Source organism: Atlantibacter sp. (assembly GCF_032062175.1).
GTDB lineage: Bacteria > Pseudomonadota > Gammaproteobacteria > Enterobacterales > Enterobacteriaceae > Atlantibacter.
In genome coordinates this window covers 1-17,907 of sequence record NZ_DAMBQK010000023.1, presented here as the reverse complement: position 1 = coordinate 17,907, position 17,907 = coordinate 1, and the positions used below count along the sequence as shown (strand labels likewise).

The window sequence follows — 17,907 nt, the reverse complement described above, 5'->3', positions numbered from 1 at the left end:
CCAGGGTTAACCGATTCGCGGTTTAGCCAGGCGCAAAGCTTAGCTATCATTACCCGATGGCGTTGTATAAATCACTCTTCACCCCCCTGTTTTTCAGCCTCCTGTTTACCGGAGGCGCGCAGGCCGTTCAGGGCCGCGATACCCGGCAAGCCGCCAATCCATTCGATAATAGCCAGGACACACTGCCGGATCTCGGTATGACGCCCACGGGCAACAGCAGCGAGAAGCATCTGGCGGAATTCGCCAAATCCTTCGGGGAGGCCAGCCAGACTGATAACGGGCTGGGCATCAGCGAGCAGGCGCGCGCCTACGCTTTCGATCAGTTTCGGGAAGCCGTCAGCGAACGGGTGGCGCGTGAGGCGCAGTCGCTGCTGTCGCCCTGGGGCCAGGCGGAGGTGGATTTGCAGGTCAACGATGCGGGAGAGTTCACCGGCACGCGCGGTTCGCTGTTTACGCCGCTTATTGACCGCGACGCCGGGCTAACCTGGAGCCAGCTCGGCGTCAGCCAGCAGAGCGAAGGGCTGACCGGCAACGCCGGTCTTGGCCAGCGCTGGCGCACCGGCGACTGGCTGCTGGGCTATAACACCTTCTACGACACCCGCTTTGATGACCATTTGCAGCGCGCCGGGGTCGGCGCGGAAGCCTGGGGCGAGAATTTGCGCTTTTCTGCCAATTATTACCAGCCGATCGGCAGTTGGCGCGACAGCAGCGCGGTGCAGGCCCAGCGTTTCGCTCAGGGCTACGACCTGACTGCCCAGGCGCGGTTGCCGTTTTACCGGCACATCAATACCCGCGTCAGTTTTGAGCGCTACTTCGGCGATCGGGTGGATCTGTTTGATAACGGCAATGGCTACCACGATCCGCTGGCGGTGAATGTGGGGGTGAGCTATACGCCGGTGCCGCTGGTGACGATTGACGCCCAGCACAAACAGGGTGAAAGCGGGGTGAGCCAGAATAACCTCGGCCTGAAGCTGAACTACCGCTTCGGCGTGCCGCTCAGTAAACAGCTTTCCGCCAGTGAAGTGGCCAACGCCACCTCGCTGCGCGGCAGCCGCTACGACGGCGTGGTGCGCAATAATCTGCCGGTAGTGGAGTATCGCCAGCGTAAAACCCTGTCGGTGTTTCTGGCGACGCCGCCCTGGACCGTGAGCCCAGGCGAAACCGTGGCGTTAAAGCTCCAGGTGACTAGCGTTCATGGCATCAAACGGCTGACCTGGCAGGGCGATACCCAGGCGCTGAGCCTGACCGCGCCGCCTGATGAAAACAGCATCGACGGCTGGACCCTCATTATGCCCGCCTGGAACAGCCAGCCCGACGCCACCCACCGCTGGCAGTTGTCGGTCATCGTGGAGGACAACAAAGGGCAGCGGGTGACGTCGAATGTCATCGCGCTGCAACTCTCGCCGCCGGTGGAACTCAACGACGACAGCCGCACGTATCCGCTGCTGCCGGACGAATAATCAGAAAATACGTTCCTGATGCACCCATACCGCGGCTTCGACGCGGGATTTCAGCTTCATTTTCTTCAGCAGATGCTTCACGTGCACTTTGACCGTACTCTCGGTGATGTCGAGACGGCGGGCGATCATTTTATTCGGCAGTCCCTGGGCAATATGCTTAAGAATATCGCGCTCGCGCGGCGTCAGTTGAGTCACGTCGCGATCCGAGGTGGCGCGGTTGGCGCGCAGGCTGGCGGCCAGCACCGGGGTCAAGGCTTCGCTTAACACCATCTCGCCCGCCGCCGCCTGGTGCAGCGCTTTCAGCAGCTCTTCCGGCTCCATATCCTTCAGCAGATACCCGTCCGCGCCGCGTTTCAGCGCCGTCACCACGTCTTCTTCATGGTTGGAGACGCTAAACACCACTACCCGGCCAGAGAGCGCTTTTTCGCGCAGGCGGTCGAGGGTTTCCAGGCCGTTCATACCGGGCATATTGAGATCGAGCAGAATCAGATCGGGATCGAGAGATTCCGCCATTTCGATACCCTGCTCGCCGCTCCCGGCCTCGCCAACGACGGTAATGTCCGTCGCCATGCTGATCAGCTGTTTTACGCCGGTACGCAGCATGGGGTGATCGTCAATTAACAGAATCGTTGCCGGTTCCTGATTACTCATGGACTTCTCCTCGGGCAGATAATTGGGGCGTATCGGGGATAAAGGTCACCACCACTTCGGTGCCTCCGGTTTCCCGCCGCCGGACCTGACAGTCACCGCGCAGGCTTTGGGCGCGGTCACGCATAATAATTAAACCATAGTGGTTAGTACGTTCGGCGTGTTCCGGCACACCGCAGCCGTTATCGGCAATGACCAGCCTGACCTGATTATCGTTCAGGGTCGCGGTAACGCTAATTTCGCTCGCGCCTGCATGTTTCAGCGCGTTGCTCAACGCTTCACGGGCGATTTGCACCAGGTGAATAGCCTGATGTGCCGGGACCAGGCGCGGCGGTAGATGATAGTTCAGCGCCACCGGGAAACCCAGCCGGGCGCTAAATTCCTGACAACTGCCTTCCAGCGCCGGGCGCAGGCCCGGCTCGGTAAGCTGGAGCCGGAACGTTGTCAGCAGTTCGCGCAATTGCCGCCAGGAGGTGTTCAGCTCATTGCGGATTTGCGCCAGAATCGACTGGCTCTGCTCCGGCAGGCTCTCGCCCTGCATCTGCAAACAGCTGACCTGCATTTTCATACATGACAACGACTGAGCGATGGAGTCATGCAGTTCCCTGGCGATGGCGGCGCGCTCTTCCATCACGATAAGCTGCTGCTGGCGATCCTGCTGGCGCTCCAGCGCCAGCGACGAGGTGATTTGCTCCACCAGCGTGTCGATAAGGTGCTGCTGATCCTGATTCAATGCCGATTTTTCCGGGAGACGCGCCAGCAGCAGGCCGTAGCGCGTTAGCCCGTCGGCCAGCCGCCATTGCAACGTCGCATCGCTAAGCTCGCCTTTGATCCGTTCGCGCGGGCACAGGGTGCAGCCTTTTTCATCACAGCGCGGGTCCGGCTGCCAGGCGAATTCCTGATAGTTGTCGTCATCGCCGGTCTCGTAAATCCGCAGTTCAATATCCCGCAACGGGGTAAGCTGTTGCAGGCGCGCCAGCACGGGTGCCAGCCGTTCACACAGCGGCAGCGGGCTGTGCATCCGACGGCCCGCATCCCATAAAAAGGTCAGGATCTGGTTCTTGTACTCCAGCCCGGCGGTTTTCTCTTTCACCCGCGCTTCCAGCCCGGCGTAACTTTCCGCCAGTTCGTCGCTCATGCTGTTTAACGCGCGGCCCAGAGTCGCCATTTCATCGCGCCCGTTGGCGGCCACGCGATGGGTAAAGTTGCGCTGGCCGATAGCGGTGGCCATTGCCATCAGTTGCCGCCACGGGCGCAGCAGCCGTTTGCGCAGCCAGATCACCGCCAGCAGCAGCAGCAGGGTGGTGAGGATTGCCATCGTCCAGTGCACCACAATCACCCGGCTGATGCGCTGTTCGGTGGTGTGGTCAAAGCCGCTGACCAGCGCGTCAATCTGGCTGACGAATTGCGCCACGGCGGGTTTTACCTCGTCGGTAGTGGTGGCCTCAAGCAGTGCGGGTTCAAGCTGGTCACGCCAGTAAGCGTGCAGGGCGTCAAGTTTTTGCACTTCGCCGTCGCGCTGGGCGATATGGCGCAGCTCCGGGTCCCAGGCGGTCTGTTCAATTTCGCGCATCAGCGCGTTGTCATCGCTTTTCAGCGGCACCGCTGCCAGCAGGCGATAGCTCTGCATGCGCAGGGAACCGGCCTTGTTGATGGCGTGCGCGCTGCCCTGGATACCTTGAATCAACCACGCCGATACCGCCATGCCCGCTAATCCCAACAGGGCAAGCATCAGTACCACCAGCGCAAGCTGGTTGGCGAGGGTAAGCGGGGCGCACAGGCGTTTTATCATGGCGTTCAGTTTCCTGACGGGTCGCACAAACAGGGGCATGGAAAGTAGGCCGTTATTCTCAAACATAGTATGGAGTATACCCATACCAACAAGGGGTTACTCCTTTATTGCCGGTGGGTAGAGCGTTGGAGGACCGGGTGGGCTTACCCCACGCACTGGAGTGAAAAACCACACTTTTTTTAGCCATCCTTGCTACTCACAAAGGATAATAGGCGATTTTCGCCCGCTAAACCGTCCGCTTATCCATTGATTTACATCAACTTACACGCACCGCGAACGCCTAAGGTGGCGACAGTTATTTCACGTTTCTGAGGTATCTATGAGCCAATCCTCCGTTCCGACTTCGTCATCAGGTCCGCTGATCACCGACTGGCGTCCTGAAGATGCCGCCTTCTGGCAACAGCAGGGGCAACACATTGCGCGTCGTAATCTGTGGATTTCCGTTCCCTGCCTGCTGCTGGCGTTTTGCGTCTGGATGATTTTCAGCGCCGTGGCGGTCAATCTGAACAAAGTGGGTTTTAATTTCTCGACCGATCAGCTGTTTATGCTGACCGCGCTGCCGTCGGTGTCCGGCGCGCTGCTGCGCGTACCTTACGCTTTTATGGTGCCGCTGTTCGGCGGACGCCGCTGGACTGCGCTCAGCACCGGCATTTTGATTATCCCGTGCCTGTGGTTAGGGTTTGCGGTGCAGGACAGCGCCACGCCGTTCAGCACCTTTATCATTATTTCCCTGCTGTGCGGTTTCGCGGGCGCTAACTTTGCCTCCAGCATGGCGAACATCAGCTTCTTCTTTCCGAAGCAGAAGCAGGGCGGCGCGCTGGGCATTAACGGCGGTTTCGGCAACCTCGGCGTTAGCGTGATGCAACTGCTGGCACCCCTGGCGATTTCAATGTCGATTTTTGCCTTCTTTGGCGGTGGTGGCGTGGTTCAGCCGGACGGCTCGACGCTGTACCTGGAAAACGCCGCCTGGATTTGGGTGCCGCTGCTGGCGATTTTCACCGTTGCCGCCTGGTTCGGCATGAACGACCTGGCTGCCTCGAAAGCGTCGCTGCGCTCTCAATTGCCGGTATTAAAGCGCGCGCATCTGTGGATCATGAGCTTCCTGTATCTGGCGACCTTTGGCTCGTTTATCGGGTTTTGTGCCGGATTCGCGATGCTGACCAAAACCCAATTCCCGGATGTGAATATTCTGCACTTCGCCTTCTTCGGGCCGCTGATTGGCGCGCTGGCGCGTTCGGCGGGCGGGGCGCTGTCCGATAAACTCGGCGGCATCCGGGTGACGCTGGTGAACTTTGTGCTGATGGCTATTTTCAGCGCCTTGCTGTTCACCACCTTGCCGACGGCGGGCCAGGGCGGCAGCTTTATCGCCTTCTTCGCTGTCTTCCTGATGCTGTTCTTAACCGCCGGTCTGGGCAGCGGGTCCACTTTCCAGATGATTTCGGTGATTTTCCGTAAGCTGACTATGGACCGCGTGAAAGCGGCGGGCGGCAGCGAAGAGCAGGCGATGCGCGAATCGGCCACCGACACCGCGGCGGCGCTGGGCTTTATCTCGGCGATTGGCGCGATTGGCGGGTTCTTTATCCCGAAAGCGTTCGGCACCTCGCTGGAGCTGACCGGCTCCCCGGCGGACGCCATGAAAGTCTTCCTTGTTTTTTACATTGTTTGTGTGGTGGTGACGTGGCTGGTGTACGGCCGTAAATCCGCCTGAAAATAGCGATTTAACGGTTTGTGTTATCCTTTGCGCGGCTTAGTCCGCGCTTTTTTTTGCTTCACGGCGATGCCTTTCGGGCCCAGGCCAGCGCGTCCATCAGCAGCGTTTCATCGACAGTCAGCCCCGTTTGCCAGCCAAGCTGGTGATACGCCTCCCATTGTGCCTCATCAAAAAATTGATCCCCGGTAGTCTGCTGGGGAAACAGCGAGTTACGCCGGGCATAGCGCTCGCTATCCAGCGGCATCTCTTCCAGAAGGTGTGGTTTGATGACCATCAAAACACCAGGCGCACGATCCGGGTACGCAATGCGCGCCATTAACAGCGGCGCGGCGGCTGTTCCGGCGCGCAGTTGTGCCATTTCGCCAACGTCATTAAGCGGCAGGAAGTCGTAAAAGGTGAGCCGGGTCTGGAAATCAATGCGCGCTTTACGCACCAGGTTTTCGATATCCGCAAACTGGAACGTGGGGTCCGCGCCGCAGTCGGCAACGACAATAACCGGCAACCGGCGTTTCAGTAGCGCATATACCGCAGTGTTCTCGAAGTGCCCGCCATCAGAGAGATACCATTTGGCATTGCCGAGGCCGGGAAAGCGGGCAAACATTTCACCAAACAGATAACCTGCCGGGGCGAACAGGGCGCTGAAGAATGCCCAGCAGCCATTGCGATCCGGATTGTCGCGGGCGGTGCGGATTTCGCTGGCGGGGGTTACCAGATTTTTCGACCAGTAGCCTAACCGGCCGCCAAAAAAGAACAGCAAAAACGCCAGCCCCGGCGCGGTTCGCGATCCCATCCCGGTACTGGCCGCCGCCCCGGAAATCGCCAGCCAACGTGACAGTGTCGCGTGGGTGTTATCGATCATCGGTTGCGCTTCGCCAGTGCCGGTTTCCACGCCTAAGGTACTGACAGTTAACGCAATCCCTTTACGATCGGCATTGTAATTGCCGGTGCGGTCATCCACCGTCTGGTTAATGCAGCAGGTGATGAGATGCAGCGGGCCACCGAACTGCGCGGGGTTGTAGTGGGCGAAACGGATGTCGTCGTCGGGCAGCGCGGCGGTGACTTTCTCAATCTGTTCTGCCTGTTCGCGGCTGTAAGGCTGTGCCGGATCGCAGGGGAAGCGTGGCCGTTTGCTTCCGGCAGCGGCGAAATTCGCTACCGACAGCCAGGCGCGTTCAATACGGGCGCGATAAAGATTGTGCAGGGAGCTGAGGTTGAGAAAGCGGGTCAGATCGCGCCACGCCATCAACACCAACAGCGCAGCCAGCGCCTCAATGACAGGCAGATAATGGGCGCTGACGCCAGGCCAGAACGCCGACCAGCGGTTGGTGAAGTCAATCAACCCGGCGCAGCCAAAAATCAGTACCGCAAAGGCCAGCAGGAAGCCTGCGATATTCACCCACGCCAGCGGGTTGGCGTTTTTACGGTTGCCGAAGGCGGCCAGCTTCGCGCCTAAACGCCGCAACGGACGTATTTCCCCCACCAGTTTCAGCAGTGCCAGCGTGGCGGGCAGGGCGACATAAATATCATCAATGTCGCGCTCCAGCGCATACCAGGTTGCGTATCCCAGCCGGTTCACCAGACCGATGAACAGTAGCCCGGCGGCCACCAGTAGGCAGACCGTCAGGGAACGGGTGAGGTACAACCGCAGGGCGGGAAGCCCCTTTTTGAGTATTAGGCCTTCGGCTACTGCCGGGGCGAGGCACAGCCCGGCCAGGCTCAGGGATAACCACCACGGCAGCGAGGTTCGCGTCAGGACGATCAGCAGAATAATCACGGTCATCACGGCGCTGGCGGCAAAATAGCGCCGTCGCGATTCAAAACACCAGTAGGCGCAGCATTGCCAGCCGGCAAACGCCAGCGGAACCGCCAGCGCAGTACCGAAGCCATCCAGCCACGGGCCAAACAGCGTGCGTAATCCGATAGCCAGACTGCACACCAGCGTGGAGAGCAGGGTGATCAGCATAAAGGTGAACAGGAACGCGCGCAGAATTTGCGCCAAAGATTGTGTCAGGTCGCTTATCCCGGCGGGTGTCAGGTAGCGACCGTTATTACGTAACCACCACAGCAGCAGGGTGGAATCACTGGCAAGCGCCTGCTCAACCTGCTTCGGCGTAGTGTCGGCATGAAACAGGCGGCCCAGCATCCCGCCGGTGTAACCGCCGCCCGACACGGTAGAAAGGAAATCAACGCGGCTGAGCAGGCGGTTTTTTGCCAGCGCGCGGATGATGCCGAGGCAGAAGGTGGCACTGCGGATCCCGCCGCCGGACAATGCCAGGCCAATTTCCGGCAGGTTTTTATCCACTCCCGCTTTGGCGCGCCGGTAGTCAATCCAGGTTCGCTCGGTTGAGGTAAGTTTGGCGCTGGTTTCAGGTTGGTCGGCAGACATGGGCATACTCCCTCATAGTGAGTAATAACACCGCGTTATTATTACTGTAGCGAACCGCGGTTTGCGCGGCGTCACACTTTTTACTGAGCCTCACATGCAGCACTACGCTTCTACCCCCAAATACCCCGTTATGCTGAATAACGGCGGCTAAAATCTACCCTTATCTGAAAATAACTATTCAATACAATTGCTTAAAAAATAAATTTCTCTGCCACTTTGGTGGTATTTCCCGTGTTTTGACATTTTTCAAAGGGTTACGGGGTTGATCGGTGTCAATTCTGAGCCAAAAGCGGGGAGTAACCTTGGCTCAAATTCTTGCAATGTCGATTTAGCAGAAGAGCCTACAGGCTCCTTACAGGAGAACCCCCGATGAGCAAATTTCTGGATCGGTTTCGCTACTTCAAACAGAAGGGCGATACCTTTGCCGATGGGCACGGACAGATTCTGGATACCAACCGGGACTGGGAAGACGGTTACCGTCAGCGCTGGCAGCACGACAAAATCGTGCGCTCTACCCACGGCGTAAACTGCACCGGTTCATGCAGTTGGAAGATTTACGTCAAAAACGGTCTGGTGACCTGGGAAACCCAGCAAACCGACTACCCGCGCACCCGTCCCGATATGCCGAATCATGAACCGCGCGGCTGCCCTCGTGGCGCGAGTTACTCCTGGTATCTGTACAGCGCAAACCGCCTGAAATACCCGATGATGCGTAAACGCCTGATGAAACTGTGGCGTGAAGCGAAAGCGCAACACAGCGATCCGGTGGACGCCTGGGCGGCGATCATGTCCGACAGCGATAAAGCCAAAAGCTACAAGCAGGCACGCGGTCGCGGCGGGTTTGTCCGTTCTTCCTGGCAGGAAGTGAATGAGCTGATTGCCGCGTCCAACGTCTGGACCGCCAAAACCTACGGCCCGGACCGTATCGCGGGCTTCTCGCCGATCCCGGCGATGTCGATGGTGTCTTATGCCTCCGGCGCGCGCTATCTGTCGCTGATCGGCGGCACCTGCCTGAGCTTCTACGACTGGTACTGCGACCTGCCGCCGGCGTCACCGATGACCTGGGGCGAGCAGACCGACGTGCCGGAATCCGCCGACTGGTATAACTCCAGCTACATTATTGCCTGGGGCTCTAACGTCCCGCAGACCCGTACCCCGGACGCCCACTTCTTTACCGAAGTCCGTTACAAAGGCACCAAAACCGTGGCCGTCACCCCGGACTACGCGGAAATCGCCAAGCTGTGCGACCAGTGGTTAGCGCCGAAACAAGGTACCGACAGCGCGATGGCGCTGGCGATGGGCCACGTGATGCTGCGCGAATTCCATCTGGAACGCCCGAGCCAGTACTTCACCGACTACGTGCGTCGTTATACCGATATGCCGATGCTGGTGATGCTCGAAGCGCGTGATGGTTTCTATGCGGCGGGCCGTATGCTGCGCGCCTCCGACCTGGTGGGCGGTCTGGGCCAGGAAAACAACCCGGAATGGAAAACCGTCGCCGTCGATAACCACAACGGCGAGATGATTGCCCCGAATGGCTCGATTGGTTACCGCTGGGGCGAGAAGGGCAAATGGAACCTCGAACAGCGCGACGGCACCACCGGCGAAGAGTCTGAACTGCGCCTGTCGCTGCTCGGCAGCCATGACGAGATCGCCGATGTCGGCTTCCCATATTTTGGCGGCGCAGAGAGCGAACACTTCAACAGCGTGGCGCTGGACAACGTGCTAATGCACAAACTGCCGGTTAAACGCCTGCAACTGGCGGACGGCAGCAGCGCACTGGTGACTACCGTTTATGATTTAACCCTCGCTAACTACGGTCTGGACCGTGGTCTGGGCGACGTGAACTGCGCCAGCAGCTATGACGACGTGAAAGCCTACAGCCCGGCCTGGGCGGAAGCGATCACCGGGGTATCCCGCAGCCACATTATCCGTATCGCCCGTGAGTTCGCCGAGAACGCCGATAAGACCCACGGCCGCTCAATGATCATCGTCGGTGCCGGTCTGAACCACTGGTATCACATGGACATGAACTACCGTGGCCTGATCAATATGCTGATCTTCTGCGGTTGCGTCGGCCAGAGCGGCGGCGGCTGGGCGCACTATGTGGGCCAGGAAAAATTGCGTCCACAAACCGGCTGGCAGCCGCTGGCGTTTGGCCTTGACTGGCAGCGTCCGGCGCGTCATATGAACAGCACCTCGTTCTTCTACAACCACTCCAGCCAGTGGCGCTATGAAACCCTCGGCGCGGCAGATCTGCTGTCGCCGCTGGCGGATAAATCCCGCTACACCGGCCATCTGCTGGACTTCAACGTGCGCGCCGAGCGTATGGGCTGGCTGCCGTCCGCGCCGCAGTTGGGCACCAACCCGCTGCGCATTAAAGCCGCTGCCGATGCCGCAGGCATGAACCCGGTGGATTACACCGTGCAGGCGCTGAAATCCGGCGAAATCCATTTTGCGGCAGAGCAGCCGGAAAACGGCAAAAACCACCCGCGTAACCTGTTCGTCTGGCGCTCTAACCTGCTGGGTTCTTCCGGTAAAGGCCACGAGTACATGCTCAAGTATCTGTTGGGCACCGACCACGGTATCCAGGGCGCGGATCTGGGCCAGCAGGGCGGCGTCAAGCCGGAAGAAGTGGAATGGCATGACAATGGCCTCGACGGCAAACTGGACCTGGTCGTGACGCTGGACTTCCGTCTGTCGAGCACCTGCCTGTACTCCGATATCGTGCTGCCGACCGCCACCTGGTACGAGAAAGACGACATGAATACCTCGGATATGCATCCGTTTATTCATCCGCTTTCTGCCGCTGTGGACCCGGCCTGGGAATCGAAAAGCGACTGGGAAATCTATAAAGCCATCGCGAAGACATTCTCCGAGCTGTGCGTCGGCCACTTGGGGCAAGAAACTGATGTGGTCACTCTGCCTATCCAGCACGACAGCGCCGCCGAACTGGCGCAGCCGCTGGACGTCAAGGACTGGAAAAAAGGCGAATGCGATCTGATCCCAGGCAAAACCGCGCCGCACATTATGGTGGTGGAACGCGACTACCCGGCAACGTATGAACGCTTTACCTCTATCGGCCCGCTGATGGAGAAAATCGGCAATGGCGGCAAGGGCATTTCCTGGAATACCCAGAGCGAAATGGACCTGCTGCGCAAGCTGAATTACACCAAAGCAGACGGCCCGGCTAAAGGCCAGCCGATGCTGAATACCGCGATTGACGCGGCGGAAATGATCCTCACCCTGGCCCCGGAAACCAACGGCCATGTGGCGGTGAAAGCCTGGGCGGCGCTCAGCGAATTCACCGGGCGCGATCATACCCATCTGGCGACCAATAAAGAGGAAGAGAAAATCCGCTTCCGCGATATTCAGGCCCAGCCGCGCAAAATTATCTCCAGCCCCACCTGGTCTGGCCTGGAAGATGAGCACGTGTCCTATAACGCCGGTTACACCAACGTTCATGAGCTGATCCCGTGGCGTACCCTGTCTGGCCGCCAGCAGCTGTATCAGGATCACCCGTGGATGCGTGATTTCGGTGAAAGCCTGCTGGTGTACCGTCCGCCGATCGACACCCGTTCGGTGAAGGCGGTGATGGGGCAGAAATCCAACGGCAACCCGGAGAAAGCGCTCAACTTCCTGACGCCGCACCAGAAGTGGGGGATCCACTCCACCTACAGCGACAACCTGCTGATGCTGACCCTGTCGCGCGGCGGCCCGATTGTCTGGATGAGCGAAATCGACGCCAAAGCGCTGGGTATCGCAGATAACGACTGGATTGAAGTGTTCAACGCCAACGGCGCGTTAACCGCCCGTGCGGTGGTGAGCCAGCGCGTCCCGGAAGGGATGACCATGATGTATCACGCCCAGGAGCGCATCGTGAACCTGCCGGGTTCCGAAGTGACCGGGCAGCGCGGCGGTATTCACAACTCCGTGACCCGCATCAGCCCGAAACCGACCCATATGATCGGCGGCTATGCGCAACTGGCTTACGGCTTTAACTATTACGGCACCGTGGGTTCTAACCGCGATGAGTTTGTGGTGGTGCGTAAGATGAAAAATATCGACTGGTTAGATGGTGAAGGGTGTGACCAGGTACAGGAGAGCGTTAAATGAAAATTCGTTCACAAGTCGGCATGGTGCTGAATCTCGACAAATGCATCGGTTGCCACACCTGCTCAGTGACCTGTAAAAACGTGTGGACCAGCCGTGAAGGTATGGAGTACGCCTGGTTCAACAACGTGGAAACCAAACCGGGCCTCGGTTACCCGAATGACTGGGAAAACCAGGAAAAATGGAAGGGCGGCTGGATCCGTAAAATCAACGGCAAACTGCAACCGCGTATGGGCAACCGTGCGATGCTGCTGGGCAAAATCTTCGCCAACCCGCATCTGCCGGGCATCGACGATTACTACGAACCGTTTGATTTCGATTATCAGCATTTGCACACCGCTAAAGAAGGCAAGCATCAGCCGATCGCCCGTCCGCGTTCGCTGATCACCGGTCAGCGGATGAATAAAATCGAAACCGGTCCGAACTGGGAAGAGATCCTCGGCGGCGAGTTTGAAAAACGCGCCAAAGATAAGAACTTCGAAAACATGCAGAAGGCGATGTACGGCCAGTTCGAAAACACCTTCATGATGTATTTGCCGCGCCTGTGCGAACACTGCCTGAACCCGGCGTGCGTTGCCACCTGCCCGAGCGGTGCGATCTACAAGCGTGAAGAAGACGGTATCGTGCTGATCGACCAGGATAAGTGCCGTGGCTGGCGTATGTGCATCACCGGCTGCCCGTACAAAAAAATCTACTTCAACTGGAAGAGCGGCAAATCCGAGAAGTGCATCTTCTGCTATCCGCGCATCGAAGCCGGGATGCCGACGGTGTGTTCCGAAACCTGCGTGGGCCGTATCCGCTACCTCGGCGTACTGCTGTATGACGCGGACGCCATCGAGAATGCGGCCAGCACCGAGCACGAAACCGATCTGTATCAGCGTCAACTGGACGTGTTCCTTGACCCGAACGATCCGCACGTGATCGCGCAGGCGCTGAAAGACGGGGTGCCGCAGAGCGTGATCGACGCGGCGCAGCAGTCGCCGGTATGGAAAATGGCGATGGACTGGAAGCTGGCGCTGCCGCTGCACCCGGAATACCGCACCCTGCCGATGGTCTGGTACGTGCCACCGTTATCGCCGATCCAGTCTGCTGCCGACGCGGGCGAGCTGCCGCACACCGGTATTCTGCCGGACGTGGAAAGCCTGCGTATCCCGGTTCAGTATCTGGCAAACATCCTGACCGCGGGCGACACCGCGCCGGTGCTGCGCGCCCTGAAACGGATGATGGCGATGCGCCATTACAAACGTGCCGAAACCGTTGACGGCGTTAACGATACCCGCGCGCTGGAAGAAGTGGGTTTAAGCGAAGCCCAGGCGCAGGAGATGTACCGTTATCTGGCAATTGCTAACTACGAAGACCGCTTTGTGATCCCGACCAGCCACCGCGAGCTGGCCAGCAACGCCTTCCCGGAAAGCAAAGGCTGCGGCTTTAGCTTCGGCGACGGCTGCCACGGTTCAGACAGCAAAGCCAACCTGTTCAACAGCCGTCGTATCGACGCGGTGGATGTGACGGTGAAATCGGAGTCGCGCCCATGATGGAACTCAAACTTATCTCCCGGCTGCTGGAGTACCCGGATCATGCGCTGTGGGAGCATCAACGCGAGATGTTCGACGCCATGACCGAGCTTGAGCAGATCAGTAAAGAGGAGGCCCACGCGCTGGGCCTGTTCCTGCGCGATTTGCTGTCACAGGACCGTCTGGACGTGCAGTCGCGCTACAGCGAGTTGTTCGACCGGGGACGCGCGACCTCGCTGCTGCTGTTCGAACACGTGCACGGCGAATCGCGGGATCGCGGCCAGGCGATGGTGGATTTGATGGGGCAATATGAACGTGCCGGGCTGTTTATTGACAGCCGTGAGCTGCCGGATCATCTGCCGCTGTATCTGGAATATCTGGCGCAGTTGCCCCATAGCGAAGCGGTAGGCGGGTTGCAGGATGTGGCGCCGATTCTGGCGCTGCTCAGCGCCCGTCTGAACCAGCGTGAAAGCCGTTACGCGGTGCTGTTCGATCTGCTGCTCAGCATCGCCAACAGCCAGGTTGATGCTGAAAAAGTGCAGCGCCAGTTAGCCGACGAAGTTCGCGACGATACGCCAGCGGCGCTGGACGCGGTATGGGAAGAAGAGCAGGTGAAATTCTTTGCCGATCAGGGCTGCGGCGATTCCGCCATCGCCTCCCATCAACGCCGGTTTGCGGGCGCGGTCGCCCCGCAGTATTTGAATATCACCACAGGAGGACAGCAATAATGCAGTTCCTGAATATGCTTCTCTTCGATATCTATCCGTATATTGCCGGCACCGTGTTTTTAGTGGGCAGTTGGCTGCGCTACGACTACGGCCAGTACAGCTGGCGTGCAGGCTCCAGCCAGATGCTGGATCGTAAGGGGATGAACCTGGCGTCTAACCTGTTCCACTTCGGCATCCTGGGTATTTTCGTCGGCCATTTCTTCGGGATGCTGACGCCGCACTGGATGTACGAATCGTTCCTGCCGATGGACGTGAAGCAGAAGATGGCGATGATCATGGGCGGGGCAAGCGGCGTGATGACGCTGGTGGGCGGCCTGTTGTTGCTGAAGCGCCGGCTGTTTAACCCGCGTATTCGCGCGACCTCTACCACAGCGGATATCCTGATCCTGTCGCTGTTGATGCTGCAATGCGCGTTGGGCCTGTTAACCATTCCGTTCTCTGCGCAGCATATGGACGGCAGCGAAATGCTGAAACTGGTTGGCTGGGCGCAGTCGGTAGTGACTTTCCACGGCGGCGCGTCTGCACATCTGGACGGCGTGGGCTTTGTGTTCCGTCTGCACCTGGTGCTGGGGATGACGCTGTTTGTGCTGTTCCCGTTCACCCGGCTGGTGCACATCTGGAGCGCGCCGGTGGAGTACCTGACGCGTAAATACCAGGTGGTCAGAGCGCGTCGCTAAGGGGTTTGCCATCAAACACCGCTTACCGGGGTAAGCGGTGTTATTTCGCCGCGTTAACCACTTTCGCCCGCTTTTCTCCCCATCCCAGGTTGTTTCCCGACGCCGCCAGCAGAATCAACACCCCGCCAGCCAGTTGCACCAGGCTTAGCGAATGGTTAAACACCAGCTTATCCACCACGACCGCCACCAGCGGGTAGATAAACGACAGCGAACCAACGATCGGCGTCGGCAGTTTCTGGATCGCCGCGTACAGCAGTTGATACATAATGCCGGTATGCACAATCCCCACGGTGAGCAGGATCCCCCACTGCATCGGTTGCAGGTCAAACGTGATGTGTACCAGCGGCAGCAGCATCAGCGTGCCAGTCACCATCTGAACCAGGGCGATTTGCTGCGGTGAGACCTGGCGCAACTGGCGGGTAATCAACGCCGTCAACGCATAGAAAAATGCCGCGCCCAGCGCCATCACAACGCCCAGCAGCCCGTTGCCCTGATGCGATGCGCCCAGCTCGCTGGATAGCACCAGCACCACGCCGCCGAACGCCAGCGTCAGCCACGCCCATTTCACGCTAATGACCCGTTCCCCGAGCAGCATGCTCATCAACACCAGCATAAAGGGCTGGGTGTTGTAGATAACGGTGGAAAGGCCGATAGAAAGATGGCGGTAGGAAGCGAACAGCAGCAGCCAGTTAATCACCACCGCCACGCCGCCCGCCGCCATCAACAACAGGGTGAGTCGGCTTAACCGCGCCAGCGGCTCGCGGCTGAGGCGGATAAACATATACAGGGTGATGCCGCCGATCAGGCAGCGTGCGAATACTACTTCCATCACCGGTAATCCTGAAAGCAAAACGAACGCGCCGATAGAGCCGGATATCAGCATCGCCAGGCTCATCTGTCCGACGCCGGGTTGAATATTACGCATAGGGTATCTCCTCTGTGAGAGCGCTATTGTGTAAAAATTGTGGCGCGGGTTACAGAGGGGAGATAAGGTTCAATTGATGATTATCCTTTCATAATTAGGATTAAATGATGGAATGCCTTATCGATGATACTGACAGGCTAATTCTCGCCTGCCTGGCGGAAGATGCGCGGATGTCGTTAAAAGTGTTGAGTGGGAGAGTGGGGCTGTCATCGCCCAGCACTGCTGAACGTTTAAAGCGGCTGGAAGAAAAGGGCGTGATTCAGGGCTATGGCGCGAGGATTAATCTCGCCGCGCTGGGCTATTCGCTACAGGCGCTGGTGCGGGTCAAGCCGCTGCCGGGGATGCTTCACAAGGTCGAGAAAATGATTCAGGCGATGCCAGAGTGCATTGAGTGTGACAAAGTCACCGGAGAGGATTGCTTTGTAATGCGACTGGTGGTGCGCTCTATCGAACAACTGGACGTGGTGCTGGATGGCCTGACGGATTATGTGCAGAGTAATACGTCGATTGTGAAGAGTTCACCGGTAAAGCGGCGGCTGCCGCCGCTACAATGAGTAGGGTTATTCAAATCAGGAGAACACACGATGTCTGACCGTCCAGCGATTGCACTTATCGGCCCGGGGGCTATCGGGACTACCATCGCCGCTGCACTTCACGAGGCTGGCCGTACGCCAGTGCTTTGCGGGCGTACCGCGCATCCGAGGCTTATTCTGCGTCACGATGAGGGAGAGGTGGTAGTGCCTGGCCCGGTATTAAACGATCCGGCAACCCTCGGTGAACCGGTCGATTTGGTGTTCGTGGCGGTGAAAACCACCCAGATCGCTGACAGCGCCAACTGGCTGGCTGCGCTGTGCGATCGGAACACGGTGGTGTGCGCGCTGCAAAACGGCGTTGAGCAACCAGCCCTGCTGGAGCCCTATGTTTACGGTGCCACGGTGCTGCCTTCGGTGGTGTGGTTCCCGGCGCAGCGTGAGCCGGATGCCTCGGTATGGCTGCGTGCAAAACCGCGCCTGACGCTGCCCGACGTCCCGGCGGCGAAACGGGTGGTTGATGCGCTCAACGGCACGCGCTGCGCGGTGGCGCTGTCAGGGGATTTTATCTCCATCGCCTGGCGCAAACTGTTGCAAAACGCGGTGGCAGGGCTGATGGTGCTGTCAAATCGCCGTGCCGGAATGTTTTCGCGCCAGGATATCACTGAACTGGCGCAGGCTTATTTGCGTGAGTGTCTGACCGTCGCCCGTGCGAAAGGCGCGGTTCTGGAGGATACGGTGGTGCAGGAGATCCTGGACGGTTTTCATCGTGCCCCTGCGGATTTAGGCACGTCTATTCTCGCCGACAGACAGGCGAATCGGCCGCTTGAGTGGGACATCCGCAACGGCGTGATTCAGCGGTATGGGGCTGCGTTGGGGATTGCGACGCCCATTAGCGATGTGGTGGTTCCGCTACTGTCGGCAGGGAGTGAAGGGCCGGGTTAAAATCGTTGCCTGCGGCAACGCTTTCTCGCTGGCGCTCGAATCGAACCTTCGTCGAAGCTTCTCATCCTTCCCCGTCCGGTGAAGTCTGTGATTTTCGCTGGTTTAGGTGATTTCAGTAGCGTCTTTAAGATGGTGGTGGGGGAAGGATGACTCAGCGCTGCGCGCTTCGCCCTTCGGGTCGTTGCCTGCGGCAACGCTTTCTCGCTGGCGCTCGAATCGAACCTTCGTCGAAGCTTCTCATCCTTCCCCGTCCGGTGAAGTCTGTGATTTTCGCTGGTTTAGGTGATTTCAGTAGCGTCTTTAAGATGGTGGTGGGGGAAGGATTCGAACCTTCGAAGTCGATGACGGCAGATTTACAGTCTGCTCCCTTTGGCCGCTCGGGAACCCCACCAGGGGTAATTCATATTGTTGAGGTACTGCCTGAGATGGTGGTGGGGGAAGGATTCGAACCTTCGAAGTCGATGACGGCAGATTTACA

Annotated in this window: 11 protein-coding genes, 1 tRNA gene, 2 other RNA genes and 1 pseudogene; 8 read left to right on the top strand and 7 right to left on the bottom strand. The window is 58.8% G+C overall.

The window, feature by feature from the left end:
- Positions 1–56 precede the first annotated feature (56 nt).
- Positions 57–1,460, top strand: a complete 1,404-nt coding sequence (locus RT120_RS17575; protein ID WP_312984632.1) for a YchO/YchP family invasin — start codon at positions 57–59, stop codon at positions 1,458–1,460.
- Here RT120_RS17575 and narL read toward each other — a convergent pair whose 3' ends face one another.
- Positions 1,461–2,111 carry a two-component system response regulator NarL gene (gene narL / locus RT120_RS17570; protein WP_125295406.1) on the bottom strand — a complete coding sequence of 217 codons (651 nt, stop codon included), beginning with the start codon at positions 2,109–2,111 and terminating at the stop codon, positions 1,461–1,463. It abuts the gene before it with no gap.
- Positions 2,104–3,900 carry a nitrate/nitrite two-component system sensor histidine kinase NarX gene (gene narX / locus RT120_RS17565; RefSeq protein WP_312984630.1) on the bottom strand — a complete coding sequence of 599 codons (1,797 nt, stop codon included), beginning with the start codon at positions 3,898–3,900 and terminating at the stop codon, positions 2,104–2,106. Before narX ends, narL begins: the two co-directional genes overlap by 8 nt.
- A gap of 319 nt (positions 3,901–4,219) precedes the next feature.
- Between narX and RT120_RS17560 the strand changes: the two genes are divergently transcribed.
- Positions 4,220–5,608, top strand: coding sequence for a NarK family nitrate/nitrite MFS transporter (locus RT120_RS17560; RefSeq protein ID WP_312984628.1), 1,389 nt, complete (start codon positions 4,220–4,222; stop codon positions 5,606–5,608).
- Between the two features lie 61 nt (positions 5,609–5,669).
- Here RT120_RS17560 and RT120_RS17555 read toward each other — a convergent pair whose 3' ends face one another.
- Positions 5,670–7,997, bottom strand: coding sequence for a patatin-like phospholipase family protein (locus RT120_RS17555; RefSeq protein WP_312984625.1), 2,328 nt, complete (start codon positions 7,995–7,997; stop codon positions 5,670–5,672).
- 369 nt (positions 7,998–8,366) lie between these two features.
- On the opposite strand from RT120_RS17555, the gene RT120_RS17550 reads away from it, so the two are divergent.
- From RT120_RS17550 to narI, 4 genes are read left to right on the top strand one after another with little or no spacing between them, the layout of a single operon-like run.
- A complete protein-coding gene (locus RT120_RS17550) occupies positions 8,367–12,113 on the top strand; it encodes a nitrate reductase subunit alpha (RefSeq protein WP_312984623.1) in 3,747 nt (1,248 codons plus the stop codon).
- Positions 12,110–13,645 carry a nitrate reductase subunit beta gene (gene narH / locus RT120_RS17545; protein WP_312984621.1) on the top strand — a complete coding sequence of 512 codons (1,536 nt, stop codon included), beginning with the start codon at positions 12,110–12,112 and terminating at the stop codon, positions 13,643–13,645. The genes RT120_RS17550 and narH overlap by 4 nt, the downstream gene beginning before the upstream one ends.
- Positions 13,642–14,352: a nitrate reductase molybdenum cofactor assembly chaperone gene (gene narJ, locus RT120_RS17540; protein ID WP_312984619.1), complete on the top strand. Its 711-nt coding sequence runs from the start codon at positions 13,642–13,644 to the stop codon at positions 14,350–14,352. The genes narH and narJ overlap by 4 nt, the downstream gene beginning before the upstream one ends.
- Complete coding sequence (gene narI / locus RT120_RS17535; protein WP_312984617.1) at positions 14,352–15,029, top strand: respiratory nitrate reductase subunit gamma; 678 nt, start codon at positions 14,352–14,354, stop codon at positions 15,027–15,029. Before narJ ends, narI begins: the two co-directional genes overlap by 1 nt.
- Before the next feature lie 40 nt (positions 15,030–15,069).
- On the opposite strand, the gene RT120_RS17530 is transcribed toward narI, so the two are convergent.
- Entirely contained in the window at positions 15,070–15,954 is an 885-nt protein-coding gene (locus RT120_RS17530) for a DMT family transporter (RefSeq protein ID WP_312984615.1), read from the bottom strand.
- 107 nt (positions 15,955–16,061) lie between these two features.
- On the opposite strand from RT120_RS17530, the gene RT120_RS17525 reads away from it, so the two are divergent.
- Together RT120_RS17525 and RT120_RS21775 are read left to right on the top strand one after the other, a co-directional pair.
- Entirely contained in the window at positions 16,062–16,508 is a 447-nt protein-coding gene (locus tag RT120_RS17525; protein ID WP_312984727.1) for an Lrp/AsnC family transcriptional regulator, read from the top strand.
- 30 nt (positions 16,509–16,538) lie between these two features.
- Positions 16,539–17,366 (top strand): annotated as a pseudogene (locus RT120_RS21775) (oxidoreductase); the annotation flags it as partial.
- A gap of 37 nt (positions 17,367–17,403) precedes the next feature.
- Here RT120_RS21775 and RT120_RS17510 read toward each other — a convergent pair.
- The 3 genes from RT120_RS17510 to RT120_RS17500 all read right to left on the bottom strand — a co-directional run bounded on the left by RT120_RS17510 (position 17,404) and on the right by RT120_RS17500 (position 17,820).
- Positions 17,404–17,515, bottom strand: a non-coding RNA gene (locus RT120_RS17510) — RtT sRNA.
- Between the two features lie 44 nt (positions 17,516–17,559).
- Positions 17,560–17,691, bottom strand: a non-coding RNA gene (locus tag RT120_RS17505) — RtT sRNA.
- Between the two features lie 44 nt (positions 17,692–17,735).
- Positions 17,736–17,820: transfer RNA gene (locus RT120_RS17500), tRNA-Tyr, on the bottom strand.
- Positions 17,821–17,907: the final 87 nt, after the last annotated feature.

What these genes read in the sequence shown, in the direction of transcription:
- RT120_RS17555 (WP_312984625.1), bottom strand. Translation starts at nt 7,997, where the DNA reads ATGTCTGCCGACCAACCTGAAACCAGCGCCAAACTTACCTCAACCGAG.
- RT120_RS17560 (WP_312984628.1), top strand. Translation starts at nt 4,220, where the DNA reads ATGAGCCAATCCTCCGTTCCGACTTCGTCATCAGGTCCGCTGATCACC.
- RT120_RS17530 (WP_312984615.1), bottom strand. Translation starts at nt 15,954, where the DNA reads ATGCGTAATATTCAACCCGGCGTCGGACAGATGAGCCTGGCGATGCTG.
- narJ (WP_312984619.1), top strand. Translation starts at nt 13,642, where the DNA reads ATGATGGAACTCAAACTTATCTCCCGGCTGCTGGAGTACCCGGATCAT.
- narH (WP_312984621.1), top strand. Translation starts at nt 12,110, where the DNA reads ATGAAAATTCGTTCACAAGTCGGCATGGTGCTGAATCTCGACAAATGC.
- narX (WP_312984630.1), bottom strand. Translation starts at nt 3,900, where the DNA reads ATGATAAAACGCCTGTGCGCCCCGCTTACCCTCGCCAACCAGCTTGCG.
- narL (WP_125295406.1), bottom strand. Translation starts at nt 2,111, where the DNA reads ATGAGTAATCAGGAACCGGCAACGATTCTGTTAATTGACGATCACCCC.
- RT120_RS17525 (WP_312984727.1), top strand. Translation starts at nt 16,062, where the DNA reads ATGGAATGCCTTATCGATGATACTGACAGGCTAATTCTCGCCTGCCTG.
- RT120_RS17575 (WP_312984632.1), top strand. Translation starts at nt 57, where the DNA reads ATGGCGTTGTATAAATCACTCTTCACCCCCCTGTTTTTCAGCCTCCTG.
- RT120_RS17550 (WP_312984623.1), top strand. Translation starts at nt 8,367, where the DNA reads ATGAGCAAATTTCTGGATCGGTTTCGCTACTTCAAACAGAAGGGCGAT.
- narI (WP_312984617.1), top strand. Translation starts at nt 14,352, where the DNA reads ATGCAGTTCCTGAATATGCTTCTCTTCGATATCTATCCGTATATTGCC.